The following is a 25,020-nucleotide window of genomic DNA, read 5'->3' on the forward strand; positions in this document are numbered from 1 at the left end:
GCCTGCGCTACCGCCGCCGGGGTGGCGCGGCGACCGAATCGCGTGCGATCAGCCGATGCGGCATCACATGATCGCGCAGCACCGTTGCGTCCGCCGCCGGACGGCGGATGGTGCGCAGCAGGATGTCGACGGCCGCGTTGGCCATCGAGGCGATGGGCTGGTGGATCGTGGTCAGTTCCGGCCACACGGTGGTGGCGGCCGAGGTGTCATCGAAACCCACGACCGACAGGTCGCGCGGCACTTCCAGCCCGCGCCGATGCGCCACCGAGATGGCGGCGGCGCCCATGTCGTCGTTGCTGGCGAAAATCGCGGTCGGTGGCCGGCGCTGGGACAGCAGCTTCTCGGCCGCAGCCAGGCCGGACCGGTAGGTGTAGTCACCGTGCTGGACCAGGCCGGGGTCCACCGCCAGCCCGGCCTCGCGCAGGGCGGTGACGAACCCGTCGTAGCGGAGCGCACTTGCGCTCAGGTCATCGCGCCCACGGATGAAGCCGATGCGGGTGTGTCCCTGCCGGAGCAGGTGATCGGTCATTTCCCTGCCCGCACTGAAATCGTCGATGCGGACGCAGGACAGGGCTTCGCTCAGGCGCCCCGATGCGATGGCCACCACCGGAATGCCAGCCTTGACCAGTTCGCTTACGGCGGCCTGCGATTCGCACAGGGGCGGCGGCAGGATCACCCCGTCGACGCGTCCGGCGAGCGCGCGCGCCGCCCTGCGTTCGGATTCGGCATCCAGGTTGTCCCAGTAGTCGATGACCAGCTGGATGGCGGAACTGGAGGCGACGCGCAGCAGGCCCACCAGCAGTTCGCGCAGGTAGGCGCCGCTGGGGTTGGTGTAGATCAGCGCAATGCGCGTGTGCTGTGCGGCGGCCAGCGAACTGGCGGCAAGATTGGGCGTATAGCCCAGCTCACGCACGGCGCGCAGCACGCGCTCGCGGGTGACGTCGCGCACCTTGCCCTGGTTGATCACCCGCGACACGGTCATCGGCGAAACGCCGGCAAGGGCCGCAACCTCGTCGATCGTCACGCCAGCGGTTCTGCGGCGAACCGATTTCTTCGGCTTGTCCAATGCACGATCCCTTTGTTCTTGGTGGCGCTGCCGCGCGGGTGCGAAGGACGATGATGCGCTGCCCCGGGCCCGGACGTAGTCTACAAAGGCGCATGTTAACGCCGTTGTTGCGCGCTGTCGGCACGCAGCTGTGGGCCCTGCTCGTGCTGCTGGCCTGTGCTGGCGGGGCACGGGCGGAGGATGGCTATGCGCTGTGGATGCGGTACCAGCCGGTTGCCGCAACGGTCGCTGCCGATTACCGGCGGCAACTGGCCGAAGTGGTGGCCCCGGATTGCACGCCGATGCAGCGCGCTACCCGCGACGAGCTTGCGCGCAGCCTCCCTGGATTGCTGGGAGCGGCACCGCCAATGCGAACGGCAATCAGTACTGACCATGCCCTGGTGCTGGGCACGCCGCAATCCTCGACCCTCGTCGCCGCGTACGGCAACGAGATCGCCACGTTGGGCGACGGGGGGTTCCTGATCCGGCGGGTCCGGATCGAGGGGCGCGATGTACTGCTTGTGGCGGCACGCCAGGATGTCGGCGTGCTGTACGGCACCTTCCATCTGCTGCGCCTGCTGCAGCGTGGCACGTCGCTGCGGGGGCTGGAGGTGCGTGAGTCGCCTCGGGTCGCACTGCGTGTGCTCAACCATTGGGACAACCTGGATCGTTACGTCGAGCGTGGCTATGCAGGCAGCTCGCTCTGGGACTGGCAGACGTTGCCGCAGTGGCGTGACCCGCGCTACACCGATTACGCCCGTGCCAACGCCTCGCTCGGCATCAACGGCACCGTCCTCAACAACGTCAATGCCAGTGCGATGAGCCTGTCGCCGGCCTATCTGGCCAAGGCCGCCGCGCTGGCCGACCTGTTCCGCCCCTATGGCATCCGGGTCTACCTGAGCGCGCGCTTCAGTGCACCCATCGAACTCGGCGGCCTGGCAACGGCTGATCCCCTGGATCCGACTGTGCGGCGCTGGTGGCGCGACATGGTCGATGAGATCCATGCGCGCATTCCGGATTTTGGCGGCTTCCTGGTCAAGGCGAACTCCGAAGGGCAACCCGGCCCACAGGATTACGGTCGTTCCCATGCCGACGGCGCCAACCTGCTGGCCGACGCGCTGGCGCCCTACAACGGTGTGGTGATGTGGCGGGCCTTCGTGTACTCGCACGAGGTTCCCGAAGATCGCGCCAAGCAGGCATACAGCGAGTTTGTCGGGCTGGACGGCGCCTTCCGCCCCAACGTGATCGTGCAGGTGAAGAACGGCCCCATCGACTTCCAGCCGCGCGAGCCGTTCCACCCCTTGTTTGGCGCGATGCCGCGCACGCCGCTGATGATGGAGCTGCAGATCACCAAGGAGTACCTGGGTTTTGCGACGCACCTGGTGTACCTGGGAGCGCTCTACGAAGAAGTGCTGCAGGCCGACACCCATGCACGCGGCGAAGGCTCCACGGTCTCCCGCGTGGTCGATGGCTCGCTGGAGGGTCATGCGCTGACCGGTATCGCCGGCGTCGCCAACATCGGCGTGGACCTCACCTGGAGTGGCTCGCACTTCGATCAGGCCAACTGGTACGCCTTCGGCCGACTGGCCTGGAACCCGCAGGAATCCGCGCGCGCGATTGCCGAAGACTGGGCAGCGCTGACCTTCTCGCCCGACCCGCAGGTGACAGGCCCGATCGTGCGCATGATGATGGACTCGCGCGAGGCGGTGGTGGATTACATGACGCCGCTGGGTCTGCATCACCTGATGGCACGCGGCCATCACTACGGCCCCGGCCCCTGGGTGGACGGCGGCCCGCGTGCGGACTGGACGTCGGTCTACTACCACCGCGCAGATAGCAAGGGCATCGGCTTTGACCGCAGCGCCAGCGGAAGCAACGCCGTGGGCCAGTACGCGTCGCAGGTGGCCGAGGTCTATGGCGACCCCGAGCGGGTGCCCGAGTCGCTGCTGCTGTGGTTCCATCATGTGCCGTGGGACCGCCGCATGCGCTCGGGCAGGACGCTCTGGGACGAACTGGTCGGGCGCTATTCGCGCGGCGTGCGCCAGGTGCAGTCGATGCAGGCGACCTGGGCTGGCCTGAGCGACCGGATCGATCCGCAGCGGCATCGGCACGTCGCGGCGTTCCTGCAGATCCAGCACGACGAAGCGCAATGGTGGCGTGACGCCAGCGTGGCGTACTTCCAGTCGCTCAGTGGCCGGCCACTGCCCGCCGGCGAGCGGCCGCCGCCGCATCCGTTGTCGTACTACCAGGCCTTGCAGTTTCCGTTCGCACCGGGGGATGGCCGATGAGCAGATTCGGAGCGGTCGGGTGTGCGCTGTTGATGATGGCTGCGGCAGTAGTGGCGATGCCGGCCGCGGCGCGGGAAACGACGGGACTGCTGCATCCCCTGTTCAAGGATCACGCGGTCCTGCAGCGCGACCGGCCCATTGCGGTCTGGGGGCGCGCAGGCCCCGGGCAGCCGGTTTCCGTGACGTTTGCGGGGCAGGCGGTGAGCAGCCGGGCGGACGCCGCAGGCCGCTGGCAGGCGATACTTCCCCCGGTCGCCGCTGGCGGTCCCTACACGCTGGAGGTAAACGACGGAACGCGCCGGCAGACGGCGCGCGATGTGCTGATGGGCGACGTGTGGCTGTGCTCGGGCCAGTCGAACATGGAGCTGCCGGTGTGGCGCTCGCTCAACGCTGCCAGCGAGATCGCCTCGGCCACGATGCCACGGATCCGGCTGTTCACCGTGCCGCAGGAGGGGGCCGCGCAGGCACAGGAGAGCTTCAAGGGCGACCCTGCATGGACAACGGCAACCCCCGACAGGGTGCGCGACTTCTCCGCAGCCTGTTTCTATTTCGCGCGCGAGCTGCAGCGCACGGCTGCCGTGCCGATGGGCTTGATCCAGGCGGCGTGGGGCGGGTCCCGGATCGAGGCGTGGACCAGCCCGGGCGCGCTGCGCGGGCAGGGCGGCATGGACGAGCCCCTGGACATCCTTGCTCAGTCTGCCCACGACCCGCAGCAGGCACATGCACGCTGGGGTCGCTACTGGCAGCACTGGTGGGCCACACGCGAGGGCGCACTGTCAGGTGACGCACCATGGCGGACGGATGCCGATGACCGCGGATGGTCGCGCGCACCGGCCACACTGGGCGCATGGGAGCGGTGGAACGAGCCCGCACTTGCCGACTACAACGGCATGGTCTGGTATCGCACGCAGGTGATGCTGAGCGCTGAACAGGCTGCACGCGGCGCGACCCTGGAGCTGGCATCGGCTGACGAGGTGGACGTGACCTGGGTGAACGGGGTCGCCGTCGGCAGCCAGTACGGCGCCGGCGAGAGGCGCTACCCGTTGCCACATGGCCTGCTGAAGGCAGGATCCAACAGCATTGCGGTCAACGTGCTGGACACCTACGGCGAAGGCGGCCTGGCCGGTCCTTCAACGGCACACCGCCTGCAGTTCGATACCGGCGAGCGGGTGCCACTGCAGGGGCCGTGGATGTATCGGGTTGCGCCGGGCCAACAGGCGCCGCCGTTTGCCCCGTGGCAGGCCGCCACCGGGCTGTCGACGCTGTACAACGGAATGATCGCACCGCTCGGGGGCTTCGGGCTGCGCGGCATGCTCTGGTATCAAGGTGAATCGAACACCGGCGATGGTGCGGCCTATGCAGTGCGGTTGCGTGCGCTGCGCGAGGACTGGCGACGGCAGTTCGGTGCGCGCACGCCACTGCTGCTGGTACAACTGGCCGGCTACGGCCAGCCGCCGGCTGCGCCCGCCGACAGCGGCTGGGCGCAGGTGCGTGAGGCGCAGCGGCGCGTCGCGGCCGAGGATGCGCAGAGCGGTCTTGCCATTGCCATCGACATCGGCGACGCCTACGACATCCATCCGCCGAACAAGCAGGAGCTCGGGCGCCGTCTGGCGCGCGTGGCGCGCCATGTGGTGTACGGCGAGCAGGGCATGGCACCGTCGGGCCCGCGAGCGGTCGCCGCCGTGCGGACGCCCACGGGCGTCGCCATTGCGTTCGAGGATGTCGAAGGCGCGCTCACCGCGACCGGCGCACTGCGTCCGATCGGCTTTGAACTGTGCGAGGCCAGGGGCCATACGCGCCACTGCGAGTACGCCGATGCCGGACTGGATGCGCGCCGGATCCTGCTGCGCGGCCCGCTGTCCACGCGCGCAACGCATGTGCGCTACTGCTGGGCCGATGGCCCGGTGTGCACGCTGCGCGACCGCAGCGGGGCGCCGGCCGGCCCGTTCGAACTTCCCATTGCCGAAGCCGAGGCCCGACGATGATGACGTTGTCCAAGCAGTCCCCTCTGGCCCGCGACAGGGCCGGCCTGAGGTCGATGGCGCGCCACCTGCTGGGGGCGTTGTTCCTGCTGTCGGCCGCAACCACCCGGGCCAGCGCGCCGCCGGATGCTCCCCCGGTGTACTTCGACTGGTTCGAGTACCGCGGCAATGACCAGGCTTTTGAAGTGCCCCTACCGGCCGGCCACTACCGCAATCCTGTCCTGGCCGGCTTCCATGCCGATCCCAGCGTCGTGCGCGCGAACGGCCGGTTCTACCTGGTCAATTCCAGCTTCACCTACTTCCCTGGCATTCCGGTGTTCGAAAGTGCCGACCTGGTGCACTGGAAGCAGATCGGCAATGTGATTGACCGCCCCACGCAACTGGATTTCGACGGCCTGAGCGTCTCGCGCGGCATCTTCGCGCCGACCATCGAGTACCACGACGGTACCTTCTACGTCGTCACCACCGCCACCGACAGTGGTGGCAACTTCATCGCCACCGCGCGTGATCCGGCCGGTCCGTGGTCCGATCCGCACTGGCTGCCCGGCATCGATGGCATCGACCCGTCACTGTTCTTCGACGATGACGGCAAGGTATACCTGGTCAACAACGATGCACCGCCCGGCCCGCCGCGCTACGACGGGCACCGCGCCATCTGGATGCAGCAGATCGATCTGGCGGCATTCAGGCCGGTCGGGCCGCGCCGGGTGCTGGTTGATGGAGGCGTGGAGCCGGCGAAGAATCCCATCTGGATCGAGGGACCGCATATCTACAAGCGGGAGGGCTGGTATTACCTGTCCGACGCTGAAGGAGGTACCGGGCCGCAGCATTCGCAGGTGGTGCTGCGCAGCCGCACGGTGTGGGGCCCCTACGTTCCCTATACGGGCAATCCGATCCTGACCCAGCGAGAACTGCCGGATGACCGTCCGCTTCCGATCACCAATGCCGGCCATGCCGACCTGGTCGAAGGCCCGGATGGCTCGTGGTGGGCGGTGTTCCTGGCCAGCCGCAACTACCAGAAGCGGCACTACAACACCGGGCGCGAGACCTACCTGTTGCCGGTGCGCTGGCAGGATGGCTGGCCGCAGATCCTGCCGGTTGACCAGGCCATTCCCTATGTGGCCAAGGCCCCCGCGTGGATGCAGGGCGAGGCATCCCAGGCCCCTTCGACCGGCAATTTCGTAGCGCGCGACAATTTTGATGGCCCGACGCTTGATCCACAGTGGCTGCGCGTGCGGGTGCCCAGGCATGCCTGGGCCGACCTGGCCATGCGCCCCGGCATGCTGGCCGTGCACCCGCTCGCCGAGGATCTGGACACGCTGCGCAATCCGGCGTTTCTCGGCCGGCGCCAGCAGCATCTGCGCTTCGAGGCGAGCACCGCGATGACCCCGCCAGCTTCCGGAGTCGCCGCCGGCCTGGCGGCGTTCCAGAGCGAGGCGTACTGGTACTTCCTTGGCGTTCGTGACCTTGGCGGGGGGCGCCTCTCGCTCTTCCTCGAAGCGCGCGACGGTGGCCGCAGCACGCGGACGCTGGCCAGCCGTGAAGTACCGGTGCCTGCAGCACTGCGCCTGAAGATTGCCGGCAACGAGGGCGACTATGCGTTCTCGTTCGACACCGGCGATGGGCAGGGCTGGCAACTGCTCGCAGGCGGGGTGGACGGCACCGTTCTGAGTACGGACCGGGCAGGCGGCTTCGTGGGCGCACTGCTGGGTCCTTTCGCGCGCGACGAGCGCACCGGGAGAAGCAAATGAGGCTGTCGATTTCGTCCAAGGCCCGCCGCCGTACCTTGCGCGGTGGGGCCGCCCTGTTCGTACTGACCTGCGTGGCGGCCGCCGCGTCCGCGGCCGCGCCACGGCCCTGGCTGGACGTTTCGGCCAGCTTCGAGCAACGGGCCGCCGCACTCGTCGCGCAGATGACGCTGGAAGAGAAGGCCGCGCAGATGCTGAACGCCGCGCCGGCGATCGAACGCCTGGGGGTACCCGCCTACGACTGGTGGAACGAGGGACTGCACGGCGTCGCACGGGCAGGGCAGGCCACGGTGTTTCCGCAGGCGATCGGCCTGGCCGCGACCTTCGATGTACCGTTGATGGGGCAGGTGGCCGCGACCATCAGCGACGAGGCCCGCGCAAAGCACCACCAGTTCCTCCGCGAAGGCTCGCACGGGCGTTACCAGGGTCTGACCTTCTGGTCGCCGAACGTCAACATCTTCCGCGACCCGCGCTGGGGCCGCGGACAGGAAACCTATGGCGAGGACCCGTACCTCACCGCGCGCATGGGCGTGGCCTTCGTACGTGGCCTGCAGGGCGACGACCCCGTCTACCGCAAGCTGGACGCCACCGCCAAGCATCTGGCCGTGCACAGCGGACCGGAGGCCGACCGCCATCACTTCGATGCACGGCCCAGCCGGCGCGACCTGTATGACACCTACCTTCCGGCGTTCGAGGCGCTGGTGAAGGAGGGCGACGTCGATGCGGTCATGGGCGCCTACAACCGCGTGTACGGGGAGTCCGCCAGTGCCAGCCGTTTCCTGCTGCGCGATGTGCTTCGACGCGACTGGGGCTTCAAGGGCTACGTGGTCTCGGACTGCTGGGCCATCGTCGATATCTGGAAGCACCACCGTATCGTCACCACGCGCGAAGCCGCTGCGGCGCTGGCGGTGAGGAACGGCACCGAGCTGGAATGCGGCCAGGAGTACGCCACATTGCCCTCGGCCGTGCGCCAGGGGCTGATCAGCGAGGCGGAGATCGACGATGCAGTGACCCGCCTGTTCACCGCACGGATGCGCCTGGGCATGTTCGACCCACCGGAGCGGGTGCGCTGGGCGCGTATTCCCGCCTCGGTGAACCAGGCGCCGGCCCATGATGCGCTCGCGCTCAAGGCTGCGCAGGCATCGCTGGTGCTGCTGAAGAACGACGGCATCCTGCCACTGTCGCGCAACACCAAGCGCATTGCCGTGGTTGGACCCACCGCCGACGACACCATGGCGCTGCTCGGCAACTACTTCGGCACACCGGCCGCGCCGGTGACGATCCTGCAGGGCATACGCGAGGCGGGCAAGGGCGTTGAAGTGCGTTATGCCCGCGGCGTCGACCTCGTGGAGGGCCGTGACGATCCCGGCACCACACCGCTGATCGAGCCGACCTACCTGCGGCCCTCGGCGGACTCGCCCGAGCGCGGCCTGCGCGGTGAGTACTTCCGCACGCCCGACCTGTCCGGCACTCCGGCCCTGGTGCGTACCGACGCGCAGATCGGCTTCCGCTGGGACCGCGGCTCGCCGACCGACAACCTGCTGGCACGTGGCGAAGCGGCACCGGGGCAGGGGATTCCCAACGACCGCTTCAGCATCCGCTGGAGTGGCCAACTGCTGCCACCCGTGTCCGGCCGTTACCGGCTGGAGGTGGCCGGCGATGATGGCTACCGCCTGTATCTGGACGGCAAGCGTGTGATCGATCATTGGGTGAATACTGATCGCCTGCATGCCGAGGGCGTCGAACTGGACCTGCAGGCCGGGCGTGCCTATGCGCTGACACTGGAGTACTACGACGACCAGCGCGATGCGGGCGTGCGCCTTGGGTGGCGCATGCCCGGCGCCAAGGCGCCCTTCGACGAAGCGCTGGATGCAGCACGCGATGCCGATGTGGTGGTGTTCGTCGGTGGCCTCACCGGCGATGTCGAAGGCGAAGAGATGACGGTCAACTACCCGGGCTTTGCCGGTGGCGACCGTACCGACCTGCGGCTGCCCGCGCCGCAGCGCACCCTGCTGGAGGCCCTGCACGGCACCGGCAAGCCGGTGGTGATGGTGCTCACCGGTGGCTCGGCCATCGCCGTGGACTGGGCGCAGGCGCATCTGCCGGCGATCCTGATGAGCTGGTACCCGGGGCAACGCGGCGGCACCGCTGTCGGCCAGGCGCTGTTCGGCGACGTCAATCCCTCCGGCCGTTTGCCGGTCACGTTCTACAAGGCCGGCGAAGCGATGCCGGCATTCGACGACTACGCCATGGAGGGCCGCACCTATCGCTACTTCCGCGGCACGCCGCTGTATCCGTTCGGTCACGGTCTGTCGTATACGCGGTTCGACTATGGAACGCTCCGCCTCGATGCAGACAGCCTCCGCGCCGATGGCCGCCTGGGCGTGGCAGTGGATGTCGCCAACACGGGCACGCGCAGCGGTGACGAAGTGGTACAGCTGTACGTGCGGCGCGAGCACGCCGGCAGCGGCGATGCCGTGCAGGAACTGCGTGGCTTCCAGCGCGTCCAGCTGGCCCCGGGCGAACGCCGCACGGTGACGTTCACCCTGGAGGCGGCGCAGGCCCTGCGCCACTATGACGAGGCGCGTGCGGCGTACGCGGTGCAGCCCGGTGCCTACGAGGTCAGGGTGGGGGCGTCCAGTGCCGATATACGTGCGCAGGGCAGGTTCACCGTGGTGCCCGCGCATGACTGATCGCCCCCGCCGGCATCGATTCCCCTTCGACCAGATCCCTTTTCCAGGATGTCCGCTGCATGGCAAGCACTGAACACGCGCTATCGGTACGCGAGAAGCTCGGCTACAGCCTGGGCGATCTCGCTGCCAACCTGATCTTCCAGACCCTGATCACCTACCTGGCGTTTTTCTACACCGACGTCTACCGCCTGCCAGCTGCCACCGCGGCCACGATCATCTTCGTGGTCGGCCTGCTGGGTGCGTTCGTGTTCACGCCGTTGATCGGCATCGCGGCTGACCGAACGTCCACCCGCTGGGGCCGCTTCCGCCCGTGGATCCTGTGGACGGCCATTCCCTTTGGCGTACTGTCACTGCTGGCGTTCAGCACCCCCGACCTGGGCGAGCGCGGAAAGGTGATCTATGCACTGGCCACCTACGCGCTGCTGGTCTGCGTTTACGCCGCGAACAACCTGCCGTACTCCGCGTTGAGCGGCGTGCTGACCGGCAGCATGGCCCAGCGCAACAGCCTGTCGGCCTACCGCTTCGTGGCCGTGATGATCGCGCAGTTCATCATCCAGGTGCTGCTGATGCCGCTGGTGCTGATCCTGGGCAATGGCGACCGGGTGCGCGGCTTTGAACAGGTCATGACCGCCTTCGCACTGATCGGCACGGTGTTCTTCCTGATCACCTTCGCCACCACCCGCGAGCGCATCGTGCCGACGCGCGAGCAGACCGGCGGCATAGTGCAGGACCTGTCGGACCTGCTGCACAACCGCCCGTGGCAAGTGATGCTGGCGCTGACCGTGCTGGTGTTCATCAACCTGGCGTTGAAAGGCGGCACCTACATCTATTACTTCCAGTACTACATGAGCGAAGCGGCGCTGGCCGGCTTCCTGGAAAACTCAGGCTTCAACGGCCTGATCAGTGCATTGAATGGCGCCCTGGCCAGCGCCGGTTTCGCGGCGTTCACCTGGCCGAAGGATGCGGCCACCTCGGCGTTCAGCCTGTTCAACGCGTGCGGCATCCTCTGCATGATCCTGGGTATCGGCGCATCACGGCGGCTGGCGGATCGCTTCGGCAAGCGCGATGTCTTCGGTGGCGCCCTGTTTGTCTCGACCCTGTTCCTGCTGGCCTTCTACCTGTTCCCCCCGACGGCGGTGGCGGTGGCGTTCGCAGCCTTCATGCTGCATGGCTTCTGCTATGGCATCACCATCCCGTTGCTGTGGGCGATGATCGCCGACGTCGCGGACTACTCGGAGTGGAAGAACCATCGAAGGGCAACGGCGATCATCTTCTCGGCGATGTTGTGCGGGCTGAAGATCGGCCTCAGCGTCGGCGGCGCGCTGGTCGCCGCGATCCTTGCCCACTACGGCTACCAGGCAGGACTGGCGCAACAGCCTGAGGGCGTGGTGCAGGGCATCCGCTTGACCGTAAGCGTCTACTGCTCCCTTCCTTTCCTGCTCGCCGTGGCGCTGCTGTTCTTCTACAGGATCGACAAGCGCACCGAAACCCGCATCGAGCAGGACCTCCACCTGCGTCGACGTTCCGCCGACGCCTCCGCGTAACGCCAAGATGACAACCATGATCGACCTCCATGCCGGCGAAGACGGCCAGGCCAGCAAAGCCCGTCTTGCGCAGCTCACCGCGCACGCCATTTCGCAACCGCTGGTGACCCACATCTACACCGCCGACCCTTCGGCGCACGTGTTCGAGGGGCGCCTGTACATCTATCCCTCGCACGACATCGACGGTGGCCAGCCATTCGACGACGAAGGTGGCCATTTCGGCATGCAGGATTACCATGTGCTGAAGATGGATACGCCCGATAGCGCGGCCATGGATTGCGGCATGGCGCTGCACGTGCGCGACGTGCCCTGGGCGCGGAAACAGATGTGGGCCCCCGATGCCGCCTGCCGCGATGGCCACTACTACCTGTACTTCCCGGCCAAGGACGCCGAGGGCCGGTTCCGCATCGGCGTGGCGATCGGTAAGCGGCCGGAGGGCCCGTTCGTGCCCCAGCCGGAGCCGATCAAGGACGCGTACTCGATCGACCCGGCCGTGTTCGAAGACGAGGATGGCAGCCACTACCTGTACTTCGGCGGCATCTGGGGCGGGCAGCTGCAGAAGTATCGTGACAACCAGTACAGCGAGGCCCACGAGGAACCCGAGGGCAGCGCGCCGGCCCTGGGGCCGCGCGTGGGCCGCCTGGATGTCGGCATGACCGAGCTGGCCGAACCCACCCGCGAAGTGCAGATCCTGGATGAGCATGGCCAGCCGCTGCGTGCGGACGACCATGCGCGCCGCTTCTTCGAAGGCCCGTGGCTGCACAGGTACCAGGGTCGCTACTATCTGTCGTACTCCACTGGCAACACCCACCAGCTGTGCTACGCCGTGGGAGACAGCCCGTATGGCCCGTTCACCTACGCTGGCGTGATCCTCACCCCCGTCGTGGGCTGGACCACCCACCACTCCATCTGCCAGTTCGAAGGGCAGTGGTACCTGTTCTATCACGATGCGCTGATGTCCGGCGGCATCACCCACCTGCGCTCGGCCAAGTGCACGCCGCTGCACATGGAGCCGGACGGAAGCATCCGCACGATCAATCCGTATGGGGCCTGAGCGCATGCTGCCGGTGGATGATGCGCTGGCCCCGCTGCCGGCCGGCGAACTGCACTGGCTGAGATGCGGCGAACTGGAGGTTGCGCTCGCCGCAGGGGCGGGCGGGCGCGTGGCGCACCTGCGTTACCAGGGCGTGGAGTGGCTGGTGGATGCGCAGGAGGGCGGGGCGGCTGCGATCGCCTGGGGCTGCTACCCGATGGTGCCCTGGGCCGGGCGCATCCGCCATGGAACGTTCCGCTTTGATGGCAGGCCGCATCGGCTGCCGCTCAACGTCGACGGGCATGCCATTCATGGGTTGGGCTTCTCGCGACCGTGGCAGATCGACCGGCTGGATGCGGCGGCAGCCAGGTTGGCGCTGGCGTTGCCGCGTGACGGCTACTGGCCCTTCGGTGGCATTGCCATGCTGGACCTGCAGCTGCAGGCCCACACCCTGCAGATGCGCCTTTCGGTCCAGGCCGGCGAGCAGGCGATGCCGGCGGTGCTGGGCTGGCATCCCTGGTTCCGGAAGCCGGACCGGCTGCTGTTCACGCCTCGTGCGATGTACCCGCGGGACGAGGAAGGTATTGCCACGCTGCCCTGTGTGGATCCGACCACCGGTCCCTGGGATGACTGCTTCATCGCCGACAGTGACATCACGCTGATACGTGAAGGCCAGCGCCTGCGGCTGCGCTCGGACCACGACCATTGGGTGGTCTACGACGGCACGCCGCACGCCACCTGTGTCGAGCCGCAGAGCGGTCCGCCGGACGGCTTCACGCTGGCGCCGCACCGGCTGGAGCCCGGCCAGCGCCTCGCGTTGACGTTCGACCTGGCGTGGGCGGCGGACAGCACCTGAAACCCCGGCCAGGGCAGGCGATCATCCGGGTGCCGGGCGGTCGGTACGCCGCCTGGACCGGCCGTGGACCCGGTGCCTGACACGGGCCGCGCCCAGGAGCACCTGACATTTCCTACAGGTTCCAGTCGATCCGCATGCCCGCGATCAGCGCATCCGGCAGGTCGTGCTGGCGTGCGGGCTCATTGAACTGGTCGGGGTGCACGACGTAGTGCAGGTTCGGTGCAACACGAAGCTGCGGGGTGAGCTGGATGCCATAGCTCAGCTCCATCATCACCTGGCTCCCGTGCGGGGTGCCGCTGCCACCGGCTGCGGCGCGGGCGAGGCGCAGGTCTTCCAGCGCCATGCTGCTGTACTTCTGCTGGGTCACGACGAAAGCGATGCTGTCCTGCGGCCGCCGGGCGAACGTGCCTTTCTGCACCAGCCCGGCCTGCAGGAAATGATCCTCGATCAACTGGCCGGAGGTGCCCTTGAGCGCCGCACCGAAAAAGGTCAGGCCGCGGCCGGCGCCATCACTGGTGAGTTGCTGCTCGAAGCGGGCGAACGCGCCTGAGCGACCGTGACGTATCGCGTACTCCTGGCCACTGAGCAGCGCGGGAATGCCGTTGGCATCGCGCAGCGGATCGCGATAGGTCGAGTTGTCCTGCCAGCCACCGAGTTCGTAGTGGGCTTTCAGTCGTGCCGAAGCAGGGCTGCGCCAGCCGATCGTGTAGGGCACGATCCAGCCGGTGGCCTGGTTCGTGCTCCATTTCAGACCGTGCTGGCCATCTTCGGCCTGGCTCGGGTCGACCTGGTACGCGCCGACGCGTACGTAGACATCCGGCGTCACCCATGCCGTGGCATCAGCCATCCAGCTCGATACCGGCCACCAGGTGAAGTTGCTGGTACGGAATACGTAGGTCGGGTTGCCGCAGGCCGAGTTGCCTTGGAAGTACTGGCACAGCTCCGAACCGAGATGATGGATGTTGGCGACGCTGCGTCCCGCCTCAAGCACCAGCCGGTCGTCCAGCAGTTTCTGCTCCAGCGTCAGGTTGGCCAGGCGCGTGCCCTGGCCACCGTAGATTTCCTGCACCGAGGTGCTGTTGCCCGTGCTGCTGTTGGCGAGGTTGGTGCCATGACGATTGATGCCGTAGGCCTTGATCGTCGCGCCTCGCCAGCCAAACGCAGCGTCCAGGTCCACATCGGCACCGAACATCAGCTGGCCGGCATAGGCCGTGCCGCTCCGCTTGCCCCCATCGAGCGTGGCGGCGGCTTCGCCGGTGTAGGCGAGCTTGGGAGTGAAGACGTCGCTCGCGTCTGCGGTGGTGGCCAGGGATGGCAGGGCAAGCGCGATCGCCATCGGCAACATGTGTCGGGAAGAGCGGGTCATGGGCGAGGGTCCTTGTGCAGGGCGTAGGTCGCTGCGCCCCTGCGTGCGCAGGGGAGGTGGAAGGGGCTTGGTGATGGGGTGGATCAGGCCGGCGTGGTGACCGGCTTCTTGAGGATGCGCAACGCGACTGCAGTGACGGCCACGCCCGCCAGCAGTGCCAGCAGGTAGATGCCGAGGTGAGTGACTGCGTTCGGGATCGGCAGCACGAACACGCCGCCGTGCGGCACCTTCAGCTCGACGCCAGCGGCCATCGAGATTGCACCTGCCACGGCAGAACCAAGAATCAGCGCCGGAATGGTGCGCAGCGGATCACGCGCGGCGTAGGGGATCGCGCCTTCGGTCACGAAACTGAGGCCAAGCACGCCGGCGGCACCGGCCGTGCCGCGCTCCTCGGCGGTGAAGCGGTTGCTGAACAGCCATGTCGCCAGTGCGATACCCAGCGGCGGCGTCATGCCGCCGATCATCGTCGCCGCCATCGGCGTGTAGACCTGGCTGGAAATCAATGCAGTAGAGAACGCATAGGACGCCTTGTTGACCGGCCCGCCCATGTCCACCGCCATCATGCCGCCCAGCAGCAGGCCAAGCAGGATCGCGCTGCTGCCTTGCATGCCGCGCAGCCAGTCGGTCAGCCAGGCCAGCAGCCCGGCCACCGGCGTACCGATCACATACATCATCAACAGGCCGGCCAGCAGCGTGCCCAGCACCGGCAGGATCAGCACCGGCTTGAGGCCTTCCAGGCTGCGCGGCAGGCGCAGCGCACGGTTGATCCAATGCACGCCGTAGCCGGCGATGAAACCGGCCAGGATGCCGCCGATGAAGCCCGCATCCATGTTGACTGCCACCAATCCCCCGATCATGCCCGGGGCGATGCCCGGGCGATCGGCGATGGAGTAGGCGATGTAGCCGGCCAGTGCCGGCACCATCAGCATGAAGCCGGACTTGGCGCCGATCTGGAACAGCGACCAGGCCAGCGTGCCCTTGTGTGCATCGTCGAAGGCATAGATGCCGCCGAGTGCGAATGCCAGTGCGATCAGCAGGCCGCCGGCAGTGACGAACGGCAGCATGAACGACACGCCGGTCATCAGGTGCTTGTAGGGCCCGGTGGCCTTGGTCTTTTCGGTCGTGCGCCCTGAAGTTGCCGTACCTGCCTGCACGCCGGCCTCGGCCAGCGCCTTGCGGATCAGGTTCTGGCCGTCGTTGATCGCCGGTTTGGTGCCGCTCTTGAACAGGCGTTTGCCAGCGAAGCGCGACAGATCGACTTCGCGGTCTGCGGCGATCAGGACGAGGTCAGCAGCCGCGATTTCCTCGTCGCTCAACGCGTCCTGCGCGCCGACCGAGCCCTGGGTTTCGACCCGGATTGCATGGCCCAGCGCTTTGGCGGCCTGTTGCAGCCCCTCAGCCGCCATGAAGGTGTGAGCGATGCCGGTGGGGCAGGAGGTAACGGCAACGATGCGCTTGTCCGCATTCGTGCCGGCGTCGTTTGAATGTGCGGCCGCGAGCGGTGCGAGCGCCGCAACCGGGTCGTCCAGTACTTCGCCCAGGCTGGCATGCGCGATCTCAGCATTGGCGAAGCGCGCGATGTCCGCCTCACCATCACCCACCAGCAGCAGGTGCGTCGCGGCGGCGGCGTTCGATGCAGGCAGTGCGCCGGTCACGCCCTGGTCGCTGCGGATCTCGATCATCAGCTCGAGCCCGCGCTGGCGGGCGGCGCGGCGCAGCGCTTCGGCGGCAAGAACCGCCTCGATGCTGCGCTCGCCAGCGGCGATGACTACGGTGGAAGCGTGCATGGGAACTCCTGGAATTCTTCGGGTTCGTCCTTGCCGAGGGCGCTGCGGTTGGCGTGAAGCCAGCCGCCGTGCCTCCGGCAGGAGGGGTCAATCCAACCGCTCGATCAGTACATCGCCGGCCCATGCGCGTACCTGCGCCGGGTCCAGCCGTCGTGCGTCACCGCTTTGCAGCCGGCTCATCGAGAACGCGGTCGCCAGCCGTGCGCAACCGGCCAGATCGAGGGAGGACTCCAGCATCGCGGCAGCGATGCCGGCGACCATGGCGTCGCCCGCACCGACCGTGCTGCCCCGGGCCAGTCGCGGCGGTCGTGCGACCAGCGCGCCGCTGCGATCAATGAACAGCGCGCCGTCGGTGCCCATCGAGATCGCTACGAGCGCAACACCGCGTTCGACCAACGCCTGGCCAGCGACACGCAGGGCGCCGCGGTCCGGCAGCTGGGTGCCGGTCCAGGCCTCCAGTTCGTGGCGATTGGGCTTGACCGCGTAGGGCAGCGCACCCGCGGCGTCACTCAAGGCAGCCACAAGTGCGTCGCCGCTGGTGTCCAGCAGCACGCGCGCATCGGCGGTGCCAGCCTGTACCTGCAATCGCGCCCATGCATCGGCCGGCAGCCCGGACGGCAGGCTGCCGGACAGCACCACCGGCAGGCCCGGCCGCAGCAGGGCAGTGAGCCGGCGCGACACCGCATCCAGATCGGCACCGTCGAGTGCCAGGCCGGGCAGGTTGATGTCGGTGGTTTCGCCGTTGTCCTCGTCAACCAGCTTGATGTTGGTGCGGGTGCTGCCCGGAATACGCAGGCAGCCATCCACGATGCCACGCGCCGAGAACAACGTGCCGAACACACCGTCGTTGCCACCACCGAGCACGCCCAGCGCCGTGGTCGGCACGCCCCAGTCGGCCAGGCAGGCTGCCACATTGATGCCCTTGCCTCCTGCATCGTCGTGGCTGCTGCGGGCGCGGTGCACCTGGCCCGGGCGCAGGCCGGCCAGCCGCACGGTCTGGTCGATCGCCGGGTTCAACGTGACGGTGACTGCGCGGATATTCATGCGCCTGCTCCATCGAGCGCGCGTACCTGCTCAGCGGTTTCGCAGTCCAGAGCGGTGTCTGCGAGCTTCTGCAGATCGGCCAGCGCAGTGCCGCGCAGGCGTGCCTTCACCGACGGGACGTCGTTCGGGGTCATCGACAGTTCGTCCACGCCCAGTCCCGCCAGCAGCATCGCACCGAACGGATCGCCGGCCAGGCCGCCGCAGACACCCACCCAGCGCCCCTGCGTGCGTGCACCGTCCACCGTGGCGCGGATCGCGCGCAGCACGGCCGGATGCAGGCTGTCGGCCTCTGCGGCAAGCTCCGGATTCTGGCGGTCGATCGCCAGCACGTACTGGGTCAGGTCGTTGGTACCTATCGAGAAGAAGTCGGCGTGGCGGGCAAGCACATCGCTCTGGGCGGCAGCGGCCGGCACTTCGATCATGATGCCGATCGGCACGTCGGGCGCCTCGAGTTCGGTGCGCAGGCGCTCGCAGATGGCGCGCAGAGCGACCAGCTCGGGCACCGAGGTGATCATCGGGAACATGATGGACAGGCGTGCACCGTCCTTGGCTGCGCGATACAGCGCACGCAGCTGCGGTTCCAGAAGATCCGGGCGGCGCAGCAGCAGGCGCGCGCCGCGCACGCCGAGGAACGGGTTTTCCTCGTGTGGCAGCTCCAGGTGGGCGACCTGCTTGTCGCCACCGATATCGAGCGCGCGCACGATCAACGGACGGCCGTCCAGCGCGTTGGCCATCGCCATGTAGGTTGCGTACTGCTCCTCCTCGCTGGGCGTGCTGCCGCGTTCGAGGAACAGGAATTCGGTGCGCATCAGGCCGACACCTTCCGCGCCCTGTTCCAGCGCCAATGGCACCTGCTCGGGCAGGTTCACGTTGGCGCCGATGTCGATGCGATGGCCATCGGTGGTCTGCGCTGGCTGCGCACGTTGCGCCGCTTCTCGCGCGCGGATCTGCTGCTGCCCAGCGATCCAGGCGCGAGCCGAAGCAAGATCTGCCTCGGAGGGGGACAGGTAGAGCCGCCCGCTGCTGCCGTCGATGATCGCCTCGCGGCCGGCCTGGATCGCCAGCAGTTCGGCGCCACCGGCAACCAGCGCCGGCAGGCCGAGCGTGCGCGAGAGGATTGCAGTGTGTGAGGTGGGACCGCCCAGTGCGGTGGCGAGGCCGAGCACGCGGGTGGTGTCGAGGTTGGCGGTATCCGAGGGCGACAGGTCGGCGGCAAGCAGGATGCACGGCTGCGCCGGCAGATCGGCTAGGCCGCCACCGGCCGCAGAGGGGTCAAGCTGCGCCAGTACGCGCCGACCCACATCGCGCAGGTCGGCAGCGCGCCCGGCCAGCACCGGATTGCCCAGCGCCGCCAGCCCGGAGGCGATCTGCTCGATGGCCTGGTGCCACGACCAGGCGACACCATGACCTTCAACCATCAGCTGGCAGGTGCGGGTAATCAGGTCGGTGTCGTCAAGCAGCGCAGCCTGCGCCTTGAAGATCGCAGCATCCGAAGCGCCAAGGCGGCGCTGCGTGTCGTCCTGCAGTGCGGCCAGCTGCTGGCGGGTGCGACCGAGTGCATCCTGCAGGCGTGCGCCGCCCTCGCCGAGCGGGGCAGGGCGATCGGCAACATCGGCCTGCGCGCTGGCCAGTACATGCACCGGTCCGATGGCCAGTCCGGGGCTGGCGCCGATGCCGACGATCGCCGCCTGCGCTTCGGGTGGACTCCAGCCCGCGACCGGCGCTGCCTTTCGCTGTGCTGCACGCTCCGCATCGGTCTTTTCCTGCGCCACCAGCCCATCCATGACCTTGCGCAGTGCGGCCAGCAGGGCGTGGGCATCGGCACCCTCGGCAGAAACACTAACGGCATCGCCCTCGCGAAGCCCGAGCTGCAGCAGCGCCACCAGACTCTTGGCATCGGCCACCTGATCGCCCGCGCGCACCTGCGCACGGGCCGTGAAACCCCGCGCCGTCTCTGCCCAGCGCGTGGCCGGGCGCGCGTGCAGTCCACTGGGGTAAGCGATGGTCCAGTCGAAGCGCTCGGCCAGGTCCGCCACCGGCACGTGGGCTGCCGTGACCGCGACATCACTGGCCAGCGCATTGACGATGTCGCTCGCATCGGGGGTGGTGAACAACCGCTGCAGCGTTGCCTCATCCTGGATCAGCCGGGTCAGGCGGCGCAGCAGGGTAATGTGGGTATCGGACTGGGCAGCGATGCCAACCACCAGACGGGTGACCTGCCCCGGATTCCATTCCACGCCTTCCGGCAACTGCAGCACGGCAATGCCATCGCGGCGCACCAGATGGCGGTCCTCGCCAAGCCCGTGCGGGATTGCCACACCATGGCCGAGGAAGGTGTTGGCCAGCGCTTCGCGCCGTCCCATGCTGGCCTCGTACCCCGGCGCCACGCAGCCGGCCGCGACCAGCATCTGCGCGACCTGGGCGATCGCATCGGTCTTGTCCTGCGCCCGCGCGTCCAGGCGGATCAGTTCCCGGCTGACGGGGGAGGGGAAGGTCTGGGGCGACAAAGGGCGGCTCCGGCAAAAGGATGGCTGGACATATTGGGAACGTTCCCACTGCCTATTTCAATGTGCACTGCACAAAATGCCGATAGCTCGTTGGCGTTAGAATTGTCCTGAACAGCCGCCGGGCCATGGCAGGCGCACTTTTCCGGGAACGTTTCCAATGAGTATCAGCATCAATGACGTCGCGCGTGTAGCGGGGGTATCCAAGTCCACCGTGTCGCGGGTGCTCGGGGGCGGCCCGGTCAGCGAAGAGGTTCGCGGCCGGGTCGAGGTGGCGATCCGCCAGACCGGCTATCGGCCGAACCTGCAGGCAAGACGGCTGCGCTCCCGGCACACCGGCATCATCGGGTTGATCGTTGCGGATATCCGCAACCCGTTCTTCACTGCGCTTATCCGTGCGGTGGAGGAGGTCGCCTATCGCGAAGGCCTGCGCGTCACGCTCTGCAACACCGATGAAGACCCCGAGCGCGAGGCGCTGTATCTTCAGTTGATGCACGAGGAGCGCATCAGTGGACTGATCTTTGCGCCCACACGGACCACGGTGGGGCGGCTGGAACGGCTCGCGCTGGACTTCCCGACGGTACTGGTGGACCGCGCCGCGGCCAGCGGGTCGATCGACAGCGTGGTGCTGGACAATCCCGCGGCGATGGGCGCCCTGGTCGAGCATCTCGTCGAGCGTGGCTATCGCCGCATCGGCGGCCTGTTCGGCAGCACCAGCACCACGGCGGCCGAGCGCCGCGACGGCTATCTTGCTGCGATGCGCACGCACGGGTTGGAGCCGGATTACCGCGAAGTCGAGCCAACGGCCGAGGCCGCCATCGCAACGGTCGACCAATGGCTGGCCGGCCCTTCGCGTCCCGACGCGCTGGTCACCAGCAACAGCCTGCTGCTCATGGGTGCATTGAAGGCGGCGCGCAGCGCCGGTCTCGCCATCCCAGGAGAGCTGGCGCTGGCAGGGTTCGACAACGAGCGCTGGACCGAACTGGTCGAACCTGGCATTACCGTGGTCGAGCAGCCGGTTGAAGACATGGGGCGAGCTGCGATGTCGCTGTTGCTGGAACGCCTGCGCATGCCGGAGCTGCCCGTGCGCAGACTGGTGATGACGGGAAGGTGCGTCGTGAGAGGGTCGACGGCTGCGCGATAGTCCGGCGCCTGCTTGCGGCAGTCCATGAAGCAGCCGCCAGGTGTTGGCGGGTCATGCGTTGTCTGCTACAAGCCATCCGTACGCAGACACAGTGGAGGATCGCATTGTCAGAGCCATATTCAACACTGCTCCGCCTGCAGATATCCCACCACGATCTTTCCAGATGGCTGGCAGCGCCCGTGCCTTCAGCATCCCGTTGGTCCGACTGGCGACGTATCTCCGGGCAGTGGCGCATGGAAAACGGCCAATACGACGTATTCTGAAAGCCTCTACGATGCCATCGCGTTTCTTGGCTAGCTTGATCGGCTTTGACCTCTGCCGCGTGGCATCCATGAAAGCAACAGCCAGGGCCTCAACATGAAGGGACATCACCAACCCCAGGCGCGCCGCGTCATGTGTCGGCTCCTCGCACTTGGCCTCTGCGCGCTGGCTGGGTCCGCCGTGGCCGGAACAACGCAGCCGGCACGGACCTGGCTTGTCAGCGGCACGGAACTCATCACCCTCCTGCAGGGGAAAGGCGATGACGGGTTCTGCGACGGCGAACAGTGCCGGAGCCTGTCCAGCGCTCGCGCCAGCGGCTATATCCTGGGCGTCGCCGATGCCAGCCGCGGACAGTGGTGCGGGCAGGGCCAGATCCTTCCGCATGAACTGGTCGACCATGTGTCTTCCCATCTCCGGCAACTGCCCCGTGAGCGATTGCAGCAGGATGCGTCGCCACTGGTTGTCGAAGGGCTGCGGACGGCGTTTCCCTGTGGTCGCGGCACACCACGTGGCAACAGTGCCGAGCCCGGCAATGACCAATGAAGCACGCCGCGCCCGCTTGGCGACGGTGCGAACGTCCTACACCCTCGCGACACGGTGCATTCACGGCCACCGACATTCGCGCTTGCCACACTGCATGTTCCTTCCACAGCACGAGGTGCCCCATGGCTACCTGTGATGTCTGCGGCAACAACTACGACAAAAGCTTTACGCTGCAGCAGGGCGGGCGCAGCGGCACGTTCGATTCGTTCGAGTGCGCGATCCACGCATTCGCACCCCGCTGCGCACACTGCGAATGCGCGGTTATCGGGCATGGCGTTGAAGGAAATGGCCAGATCTTCTGCTGTGCACATTGCGCCGGTCATGCGGGCGTACAGGGTATAGCCGACCGGGCCTGAGCTGCCTTCAGCGCCATCCTGCTTCCTGCCCGGAGACGAGCGAAGAAAGCCGCGCGATCCTGGCTGCGCCCGAATCAGCCAGCAGCGCCAGTGCGCGCCGCTTCCGGGATGGCAGCCCCGCCACGACCTCCGGTGCCAACACGACGTGGAACTCTCTGGCGTTGGCATCCAGCGCGGTGGCCAGAACGCACGAATCGGCCGTCATGCCACTCAGGCACAGGCGGCGCACTCCGAGTTTGGCCAGCAGAATCGGCAAGGGACTGGCCAGGAACGCCGAATGCTTGGGTTTGAGTACGAAGTAATGACCGGGCAAAGGTGAGAGAAGGCTGGCAATTCGCCCCGCCGGACCGCCGTCACGCCGGCACTGTTCCACCTGCTGGCGGAAATCGCGCTTCCAATCCGAGAAGTTGTCATTGGCGTAGATGACCGGCCACCCGCGTTCGTCGAAGTGATCCCTCAGGCGCCGGATCTGCCGGGCCGCCCGCTCCGCCGCGGGCGCCAGCTCCTGCGCGCCCGGGAAATCGAAACGGCTGAACATGTCGATGATCAGCAAGGCCGTCGATGGATCATGTCCCATGGCTCAATCACCTGTCTGTGCGTGCGGGGCCTCGACCGGCTTGGACTGCGGTGAATCCTTCTGGCGCAGGAAGATCGTCAGTACAACCAGGGACAGCACGGCGAGAAATTCGCTCTGCCAGTTCTGCATGGATTCGAACCAGAATGTGCTGCTGGCGAGGTGCTCCACAAAGCCTGGCGGCGGCAATCCCTTCAACTGCTGTTCGGCCTCCTCGGCGCGCCAGCTTCCCAATGCATGCAGCGTAAAGCTGAGCAGGAACAACAGCCCGAACGCAATCGCCAGCGAATGACCGTAAAGAACCTTCCACAGGCCACCGCGCCTGACCGGCCAGGGCGTGCGGCCGGGTTCGATGCGATTCTGTTCCTGCGCAGGGTCCAGCGGCCGCGATTCGGCCGAGCCGCGCTGGCGCAGGCTGACCGTCAGAAGTACATACATCCCCATCTGCAGGAACTCGCTCTCCCAGTTCTCGAACGTGGCGCTGACGAAGTGCCCCGTCGCGAGGTAGTGCCAGAGATCGATCGGCGCACGTCCGTGCTCGATCAGTTCCTGGTTGTGCACGTGATGCCCGGCAACCGCCTGCCCAACGATGAACACAAGCGTGAGTGCAAGCAGCACCAGCGAGAGACCGTTGCGTTTCCACATGCAACACCTCGATCAGCTGTTCCAAAGACCGTGCGGAAGCATGCGCGGGCAAGAGGGCAGGGCTCGTGATTACTGCGCATCGAGGATGTGAGGCGGGCTCAACGCTTGCCTGTCGGGTCAGGATCCGGCCGCTCGTAGTCTTCAGGTACCGCCTTGGGGTCGTCCCCATCGTCGGGCATGTCGTGGTCCTTCCACCTGGCCTGGTCGTTGCGACGTTTGTCCGGCGTATGGGCCTTCGACTGATCGTCCACGTCTGTGGTTGGATTGAAAGGCAGCTTGTCGTTCATGGGCAGCTCCTGCGGCGAGAACCTGAAGCCTGCACCGGTCCGGGTTAACGCCACGACGCCGCGGAATGAACGCTGCGCACACCCGGATGTCACCGCAGCAGGAGGAATGCCCTGCGATGCTGGTGTTCCGATCTTTCTGGAGAACCGCGATGCAGGCATTGACCTATCACGGCCGCAGGGATGTGCGCGTCGAGACCGTGCCGGACCCGGTGCTGGCGGCCGAGGATGATCTGATCCTGAGGGTGACCGCCACCGCCATCTGTGGTTCGGACCTGCACCTGTACCGGGGCAAGATTCCTGACCTGCACGATGGCGATGTGCTGGGCCACGAATTCATGGGCGTGGTGGAAGAGGTCGGCAGCGGCGTGACCCAGGTGAAACCCGGTGATCGCGTGGTGATTCCGTTTGTGATTGCCTGTGGCGAGTGCTTCCACTGCCGGCTGGCCGAGTATGCCGCCTGCGAGACCACAAATCCGGGCAAGGGCGCCGCACTGAATCAGAAGGGCATACTGCCTCCGGCCGCCTTGTTCGGCTACAGCCATCTGTATGGCGGCGTGGCCGGTGGGCAGGCCGAATTCGTGCGTGTACCGAAGGCGAATGTGGGTCCCTTGCGCATTCCGGAAGGCATTGCTGATGAGCAGGTGCTGTTCCTGTCTGACATTCTCCCCACCGGCTACCAGGCTGCGTTGAACGCAGGGGTCAAGGCAGGCTCGACGGTGGCCATCTTCGGTGCCGGGCCGGTGGGGCTGATGAGCGCAGCCTGCTGCCGGCTGCTGGGGGCCGAGACCATCTTCATGGTGGACCATCTTCGCTACCGCCTTGACTACGCGCGTCGCGCCTACGGGGTGACCCCCATCGACTTCAGGGAGATCGAGGACCCGGCCGATTACATCCTGACCCAGACCAGCGGGCGCGGCGCAGACGCCTGCATCGAGGCCGTAGGCTTCGAGGCCGAAGGCAGTGCGCTGGAGTCAGCGCTGACCGCCGTGAAACTGGAAGGCAGCAGCGGGGTGGCGATCAGGCAGTGCATCGCAGCGGCCCGCCGCGGCGGCGTGGTCAGCATCCCCGGTGTCTATGCCGGCTTCATCCACGGTTTCCTGCTGGGCGACGCGTTCGACAAGGGCTTGACGTTCAAGATGGGGCAGACCCATGTCCAGGGGCTGATGCCCGAGCTGCTGGACGCCATCATGGAAGGAAAGCTGGACCCGGGTGACATCATCTCGCACCGGATGCGCCTGGCCGATGCAGCGCAGGGCTATGCGATGTTTGATGCCAAGGATGACGACTGCCGCAAGATCGTTCTGACACCGTGAGCGTGGC

The 25,020-nt window shown here is 67.2% G+C and carries 19 protein-coding genes; 11 read left to right on the forward strand and 8 right to left on the reverse strand.

The annotated features are described in order from the left end of the window. Positions 1 to 7: 7 nt before the first annotated feature. Positions 8 to 1,066 carry a LacI family DNA-binding transcriptional regulator gene (locus ACTJJM_RS01525; RefSeq protein WP_019337710.1) on the reverse strand — a complete coding sequence of 353 codons (1,059 nt, stop codon included), beginning with the start codon at positions 1,064 to 1,066 and terminating at the stop codon, positions 8 to 10. Between the two features lie 92 nt (positions 1,067 to 1,158). On the opposite strand from ACTJJM_RS01525, the gene ACTJJM_RS01530 reads away from it, so the two are divergent. From ACTJJM_RS01530 to ACTJJM_RS01560, 7 genes are read left to right on the forward strand one after another with little or no spacing between them, the layout of a single operon-like run. After that, positions 1,159 to 3,333, forward strand: a complete 2,175-nt coding sequence (locus ACTJJM_RS01530) for an alpha-glucuronidase family glycosyl hydrolase (protein WP_440865083.1) — start codon at positions 1,159 to 1,161, stop codon at positions 3,331 to 3,333. Further along, on the forward strand, positions 3,330 to 5,318 hold the full coding sequence (locus tag ACTJJM_RS01535) for a sialate O-acetylesterase (protein ID WP_425605350.1): 1,989 nt from the start codon (positions 3,330 to 3,332) through the stop codon (positions 5,316 to 5,318). The genes ACTJJM_RS01530 and ACTJJM_RS01535 overlap by 4 nt, the downstream gene beginning before the upstream one ends. 53 nt (positions 5,319 to 5,371) lie before the next feature. Next, the gene (locus ACTJJM_RS01540) at positions 5,372 to 7,066 is read left to right on the forward strand and encodes a glycoside hydrolase family 43 protein (RefSeq protein WP_440865114.1); all 1,695 of its coding nucleotides are present in this window, start codon (positions 5,372 to 5,374) and stop codon (positions 7,064 to 7,066) included. Then, positions 7,063 to 9,756 (forward strand): glycoside hydrolase family 3 C-terminal domain-containing protein, encoded by a 2,694-nt coding sequence (locus ACTJJM_RS01545; RefSeq protein WP_440865084.1) that lies wholly within the window; start codon positions 7,063 to 7,065, stop codon positions 9,754 to 9,756. The genes ACTJJM_RS01540 and ACTJJM_RS01545 overlap by 4 nt, the downstream gene beginning before the upstream one ends. Before the next feature lie 59 nt (positions 9,757 to 9,815). Further along, positions 9,816 to 11,300, forward strand: a complete 1,485-nt coding sequence (locus ACTJJM_RS01550) for an MFS transporter (RefSeq protein ID WP_057504068.1) — start codon at positions 9,816 to 9,818, stop codon at positions 11,298 to 11,300. Between the two features lie 16 nt (positions 11,301 to 11,316). Continuing rightward, positions 11,317 to 12,354, forward strand: coding sequence for a glycoside hydrolase family 43 protein (locus tag ACTJJM_RS01555; RefSeq protein WP_010485713.1), 1,038 nt, complete (start codon positions 11,317 to 11,319; stop codon positions 12,352 to 12,354). Beyond that, positions 12,344 to 13,189, forward strand: a complete 846-nt coding sequence (locus ACTJJM_RS01560) for an aldose epimerase family protein (RefSeq protein WP_043395844.1) — start codon at positions 12,344 to 12,346, stop codon at positions 13,187 to 13,189. Before ACTJJM_RS01555 ends, ACTJJM_RS01560 begins: the two co-directional genes overlap by 11 nt. Positions 13,190 to 13,301: 112 nt before the next feature. On the opposite strand, the gene ACTJJM_RS01565 is transcribed toward ACTJJM_RS01560, so the two are convergent. The 4 genes from ACTJJM_RS01565 to ptsP all read right to left on the reverse strand — a co-directional run bounded on the left by ACTJJM_RS01565 (position 13,302) and on the right by ptsP (position 19,893). After that, positions 13,302 to 14,555, reverse strand: coding sequence for a carbohydrate porin (locus tag ACTJJM_RS01565; protein ID WP_197654004.1), 1,254 nt, complete (start codon positions 14,553 to 14,555; stop codon positions 13,302 to 13,304). An 83-nt stretch (positions 14,556 to 14,638) separates the two neighbouring features. Beyond that, positions 14,639 to 16,342: a PTS fructose transporter subunit IIC gene (locus tag ACTJJM_RS01570; RefSeq protein WP_191862336.1), complete on the reverse strand. Its 1,704-nt coding sequence runs from the start codon at positions 16,340 to 16,342 to the stop codon at positions 14,639 to 14,641. 87 nt (positions 16,343 to 16,429) lie between these two features. Then, positions 16,430 to 17,386, reverse strand: coding sequence for a 1-phosphofructokinase family hexose kinase (locus ACTJJM_RS01575; RefSeq protein ID WP_049409737.1), 957 nt, complete (start codon positions 17,384 to 17,386; stop codon positions 16,430 to 16,432). Next, positions 17,383 to 19,893 carry a phosphoenolpyruvate--protein phosphotransferase gene (ptsP, locus tag ACTJJM_RS01580; RefSeq protein WP_440865085.1) on the reverse strand — a complete coding sequence of 837 codons (2,511 nt, stop codon included), beginning with the start codon at positions 19,891 to 19,893 and terminating at the stop codon, positions 17,383 to 17,385. Before ptsP ends, ACTJJM_RS01575 begins: the two co-directional genes overlap by 4 nt. Positions 19,894 to 20,050: 157 nt before the next feature. On the opposite strand from ptsP, the gene ACTJJM_RS01585 reads away from it, so the two are divergent. From ACTJJM_RS01585 to ACTJJM_RS01595, 3 genes are all read left to right on the forward strand, one after another. Next, a complete protein-coding gene (locus ACTJJM_RS01585; RefSeq protein WP_019337699.1) occupies positions 20,051 to 21,034 on the forward strand; it encodes a LacI family DNA-binding transcriptional regulator in 984 nt (327 codons plus the stop codon). A gap of 357 nt (positions 21,035 to 21,391) precedes the next feature. Then, entirely contained in the window at positions 21,392 to 21,838 is a 447-nt protein-coding gene (locus tag ACTJJM_RS01590) for a Rap1a/Tai family immunity protein (RefSeq protein WP_224329367.1), read from the forward strand. A gap of 122 nt (positions 21,839 to 21,960) precedes the next feature. Then, positions 21,961 to 22,194: a hypothetical protein gene (locus ACTJJM_RS01595; protein WP_100041155.1), complete on the forward strand. Its 234-nt coding sequence runs from the start codon at positions 21,961 to 21,963 to the stop codon at positions 22,192 to 22,194. Between the two features lie 7 nt (positions 22,195 to 22,201). Here the strand turns inward: ACTJJM_RS01595 and ACTJJM_RS01600 are convergent, their stop codons facing one another. The 3 genes from ACTJJM_RS01600 to ACTJJM_RS01610 all read right to left on the reverse strand — a co-directional run bounded on the left by ACTJJM_RS01600 (position 22,202) and on the right by ACTJJM_RS01610 (position 23,700). After that, positions 22,202 to 22,771 carry a cysteine hydrolase family protein gene (locus ACTJJM_RS01600; protein WP_043395826.1) on the reverse strand — a complete coding sequence of 190 codons (570 nt, stop codon included), beginning with the start codon at positions 22,769 to 22,771 and terminating at the stop codon, positions 22,202 to 22,204. 3 nt (positions 22,772 to 22,774) lie between these two features. Further along, positions 22,775 to 23,413, reverse strand: coding sequence for a DUF6766 family protein (locus ACTJJM_RS01605; protein WP_440865086.1), 639 nt, complete (start codon positions 23,411 to 23,413; stop codon positions 22,775 to 22,777). Positions 23,414 to 23,511: 98 nt separating this feature from the next. After that, the gene (locus ACTJJM_RS01610; RefSeq protein ID WP_100445724.1) at positions 23,512 to 23,700 is read right to left on the reverse strand and encodes a hypothetical protein; all 189 of its coding nucleotides are present in this window, start codon (positions 23,698 to 23,700) and stop codon (positions 23,512 to 23,514) included. Between the two features lie 149 nt (positions 23,701 to 23,849). On the opposite strand from ACTJJM_RS01610, the gene ACTJJM_RS01615 reads away from it, so the two are divergent. Beyond that, complete coding sequence (locus ACTJJM_RS01615) at positions 23,850 to 25,013, forward strand: zinc-dependent alcohol dehydrogenase (RefSeq protein ID WP_100445722.1); 1,164 nt, start codon at positions 23,850 to 23,852, stop codon at positions 25,011 to 25,013. Positions 25,014 to 25,020: the final 7 nt, after the last annotated feature.

The organism is Stenotrophomonas sp. 22692 (assembly GCF_052045015.1).
GTDB lineage: Bacteria > Pseudomonadota > Gammaproteobacteria > Xanthomonadales > Xanthomonadaceae > Stenotrophomonas > Stenotrophomonas geniculata.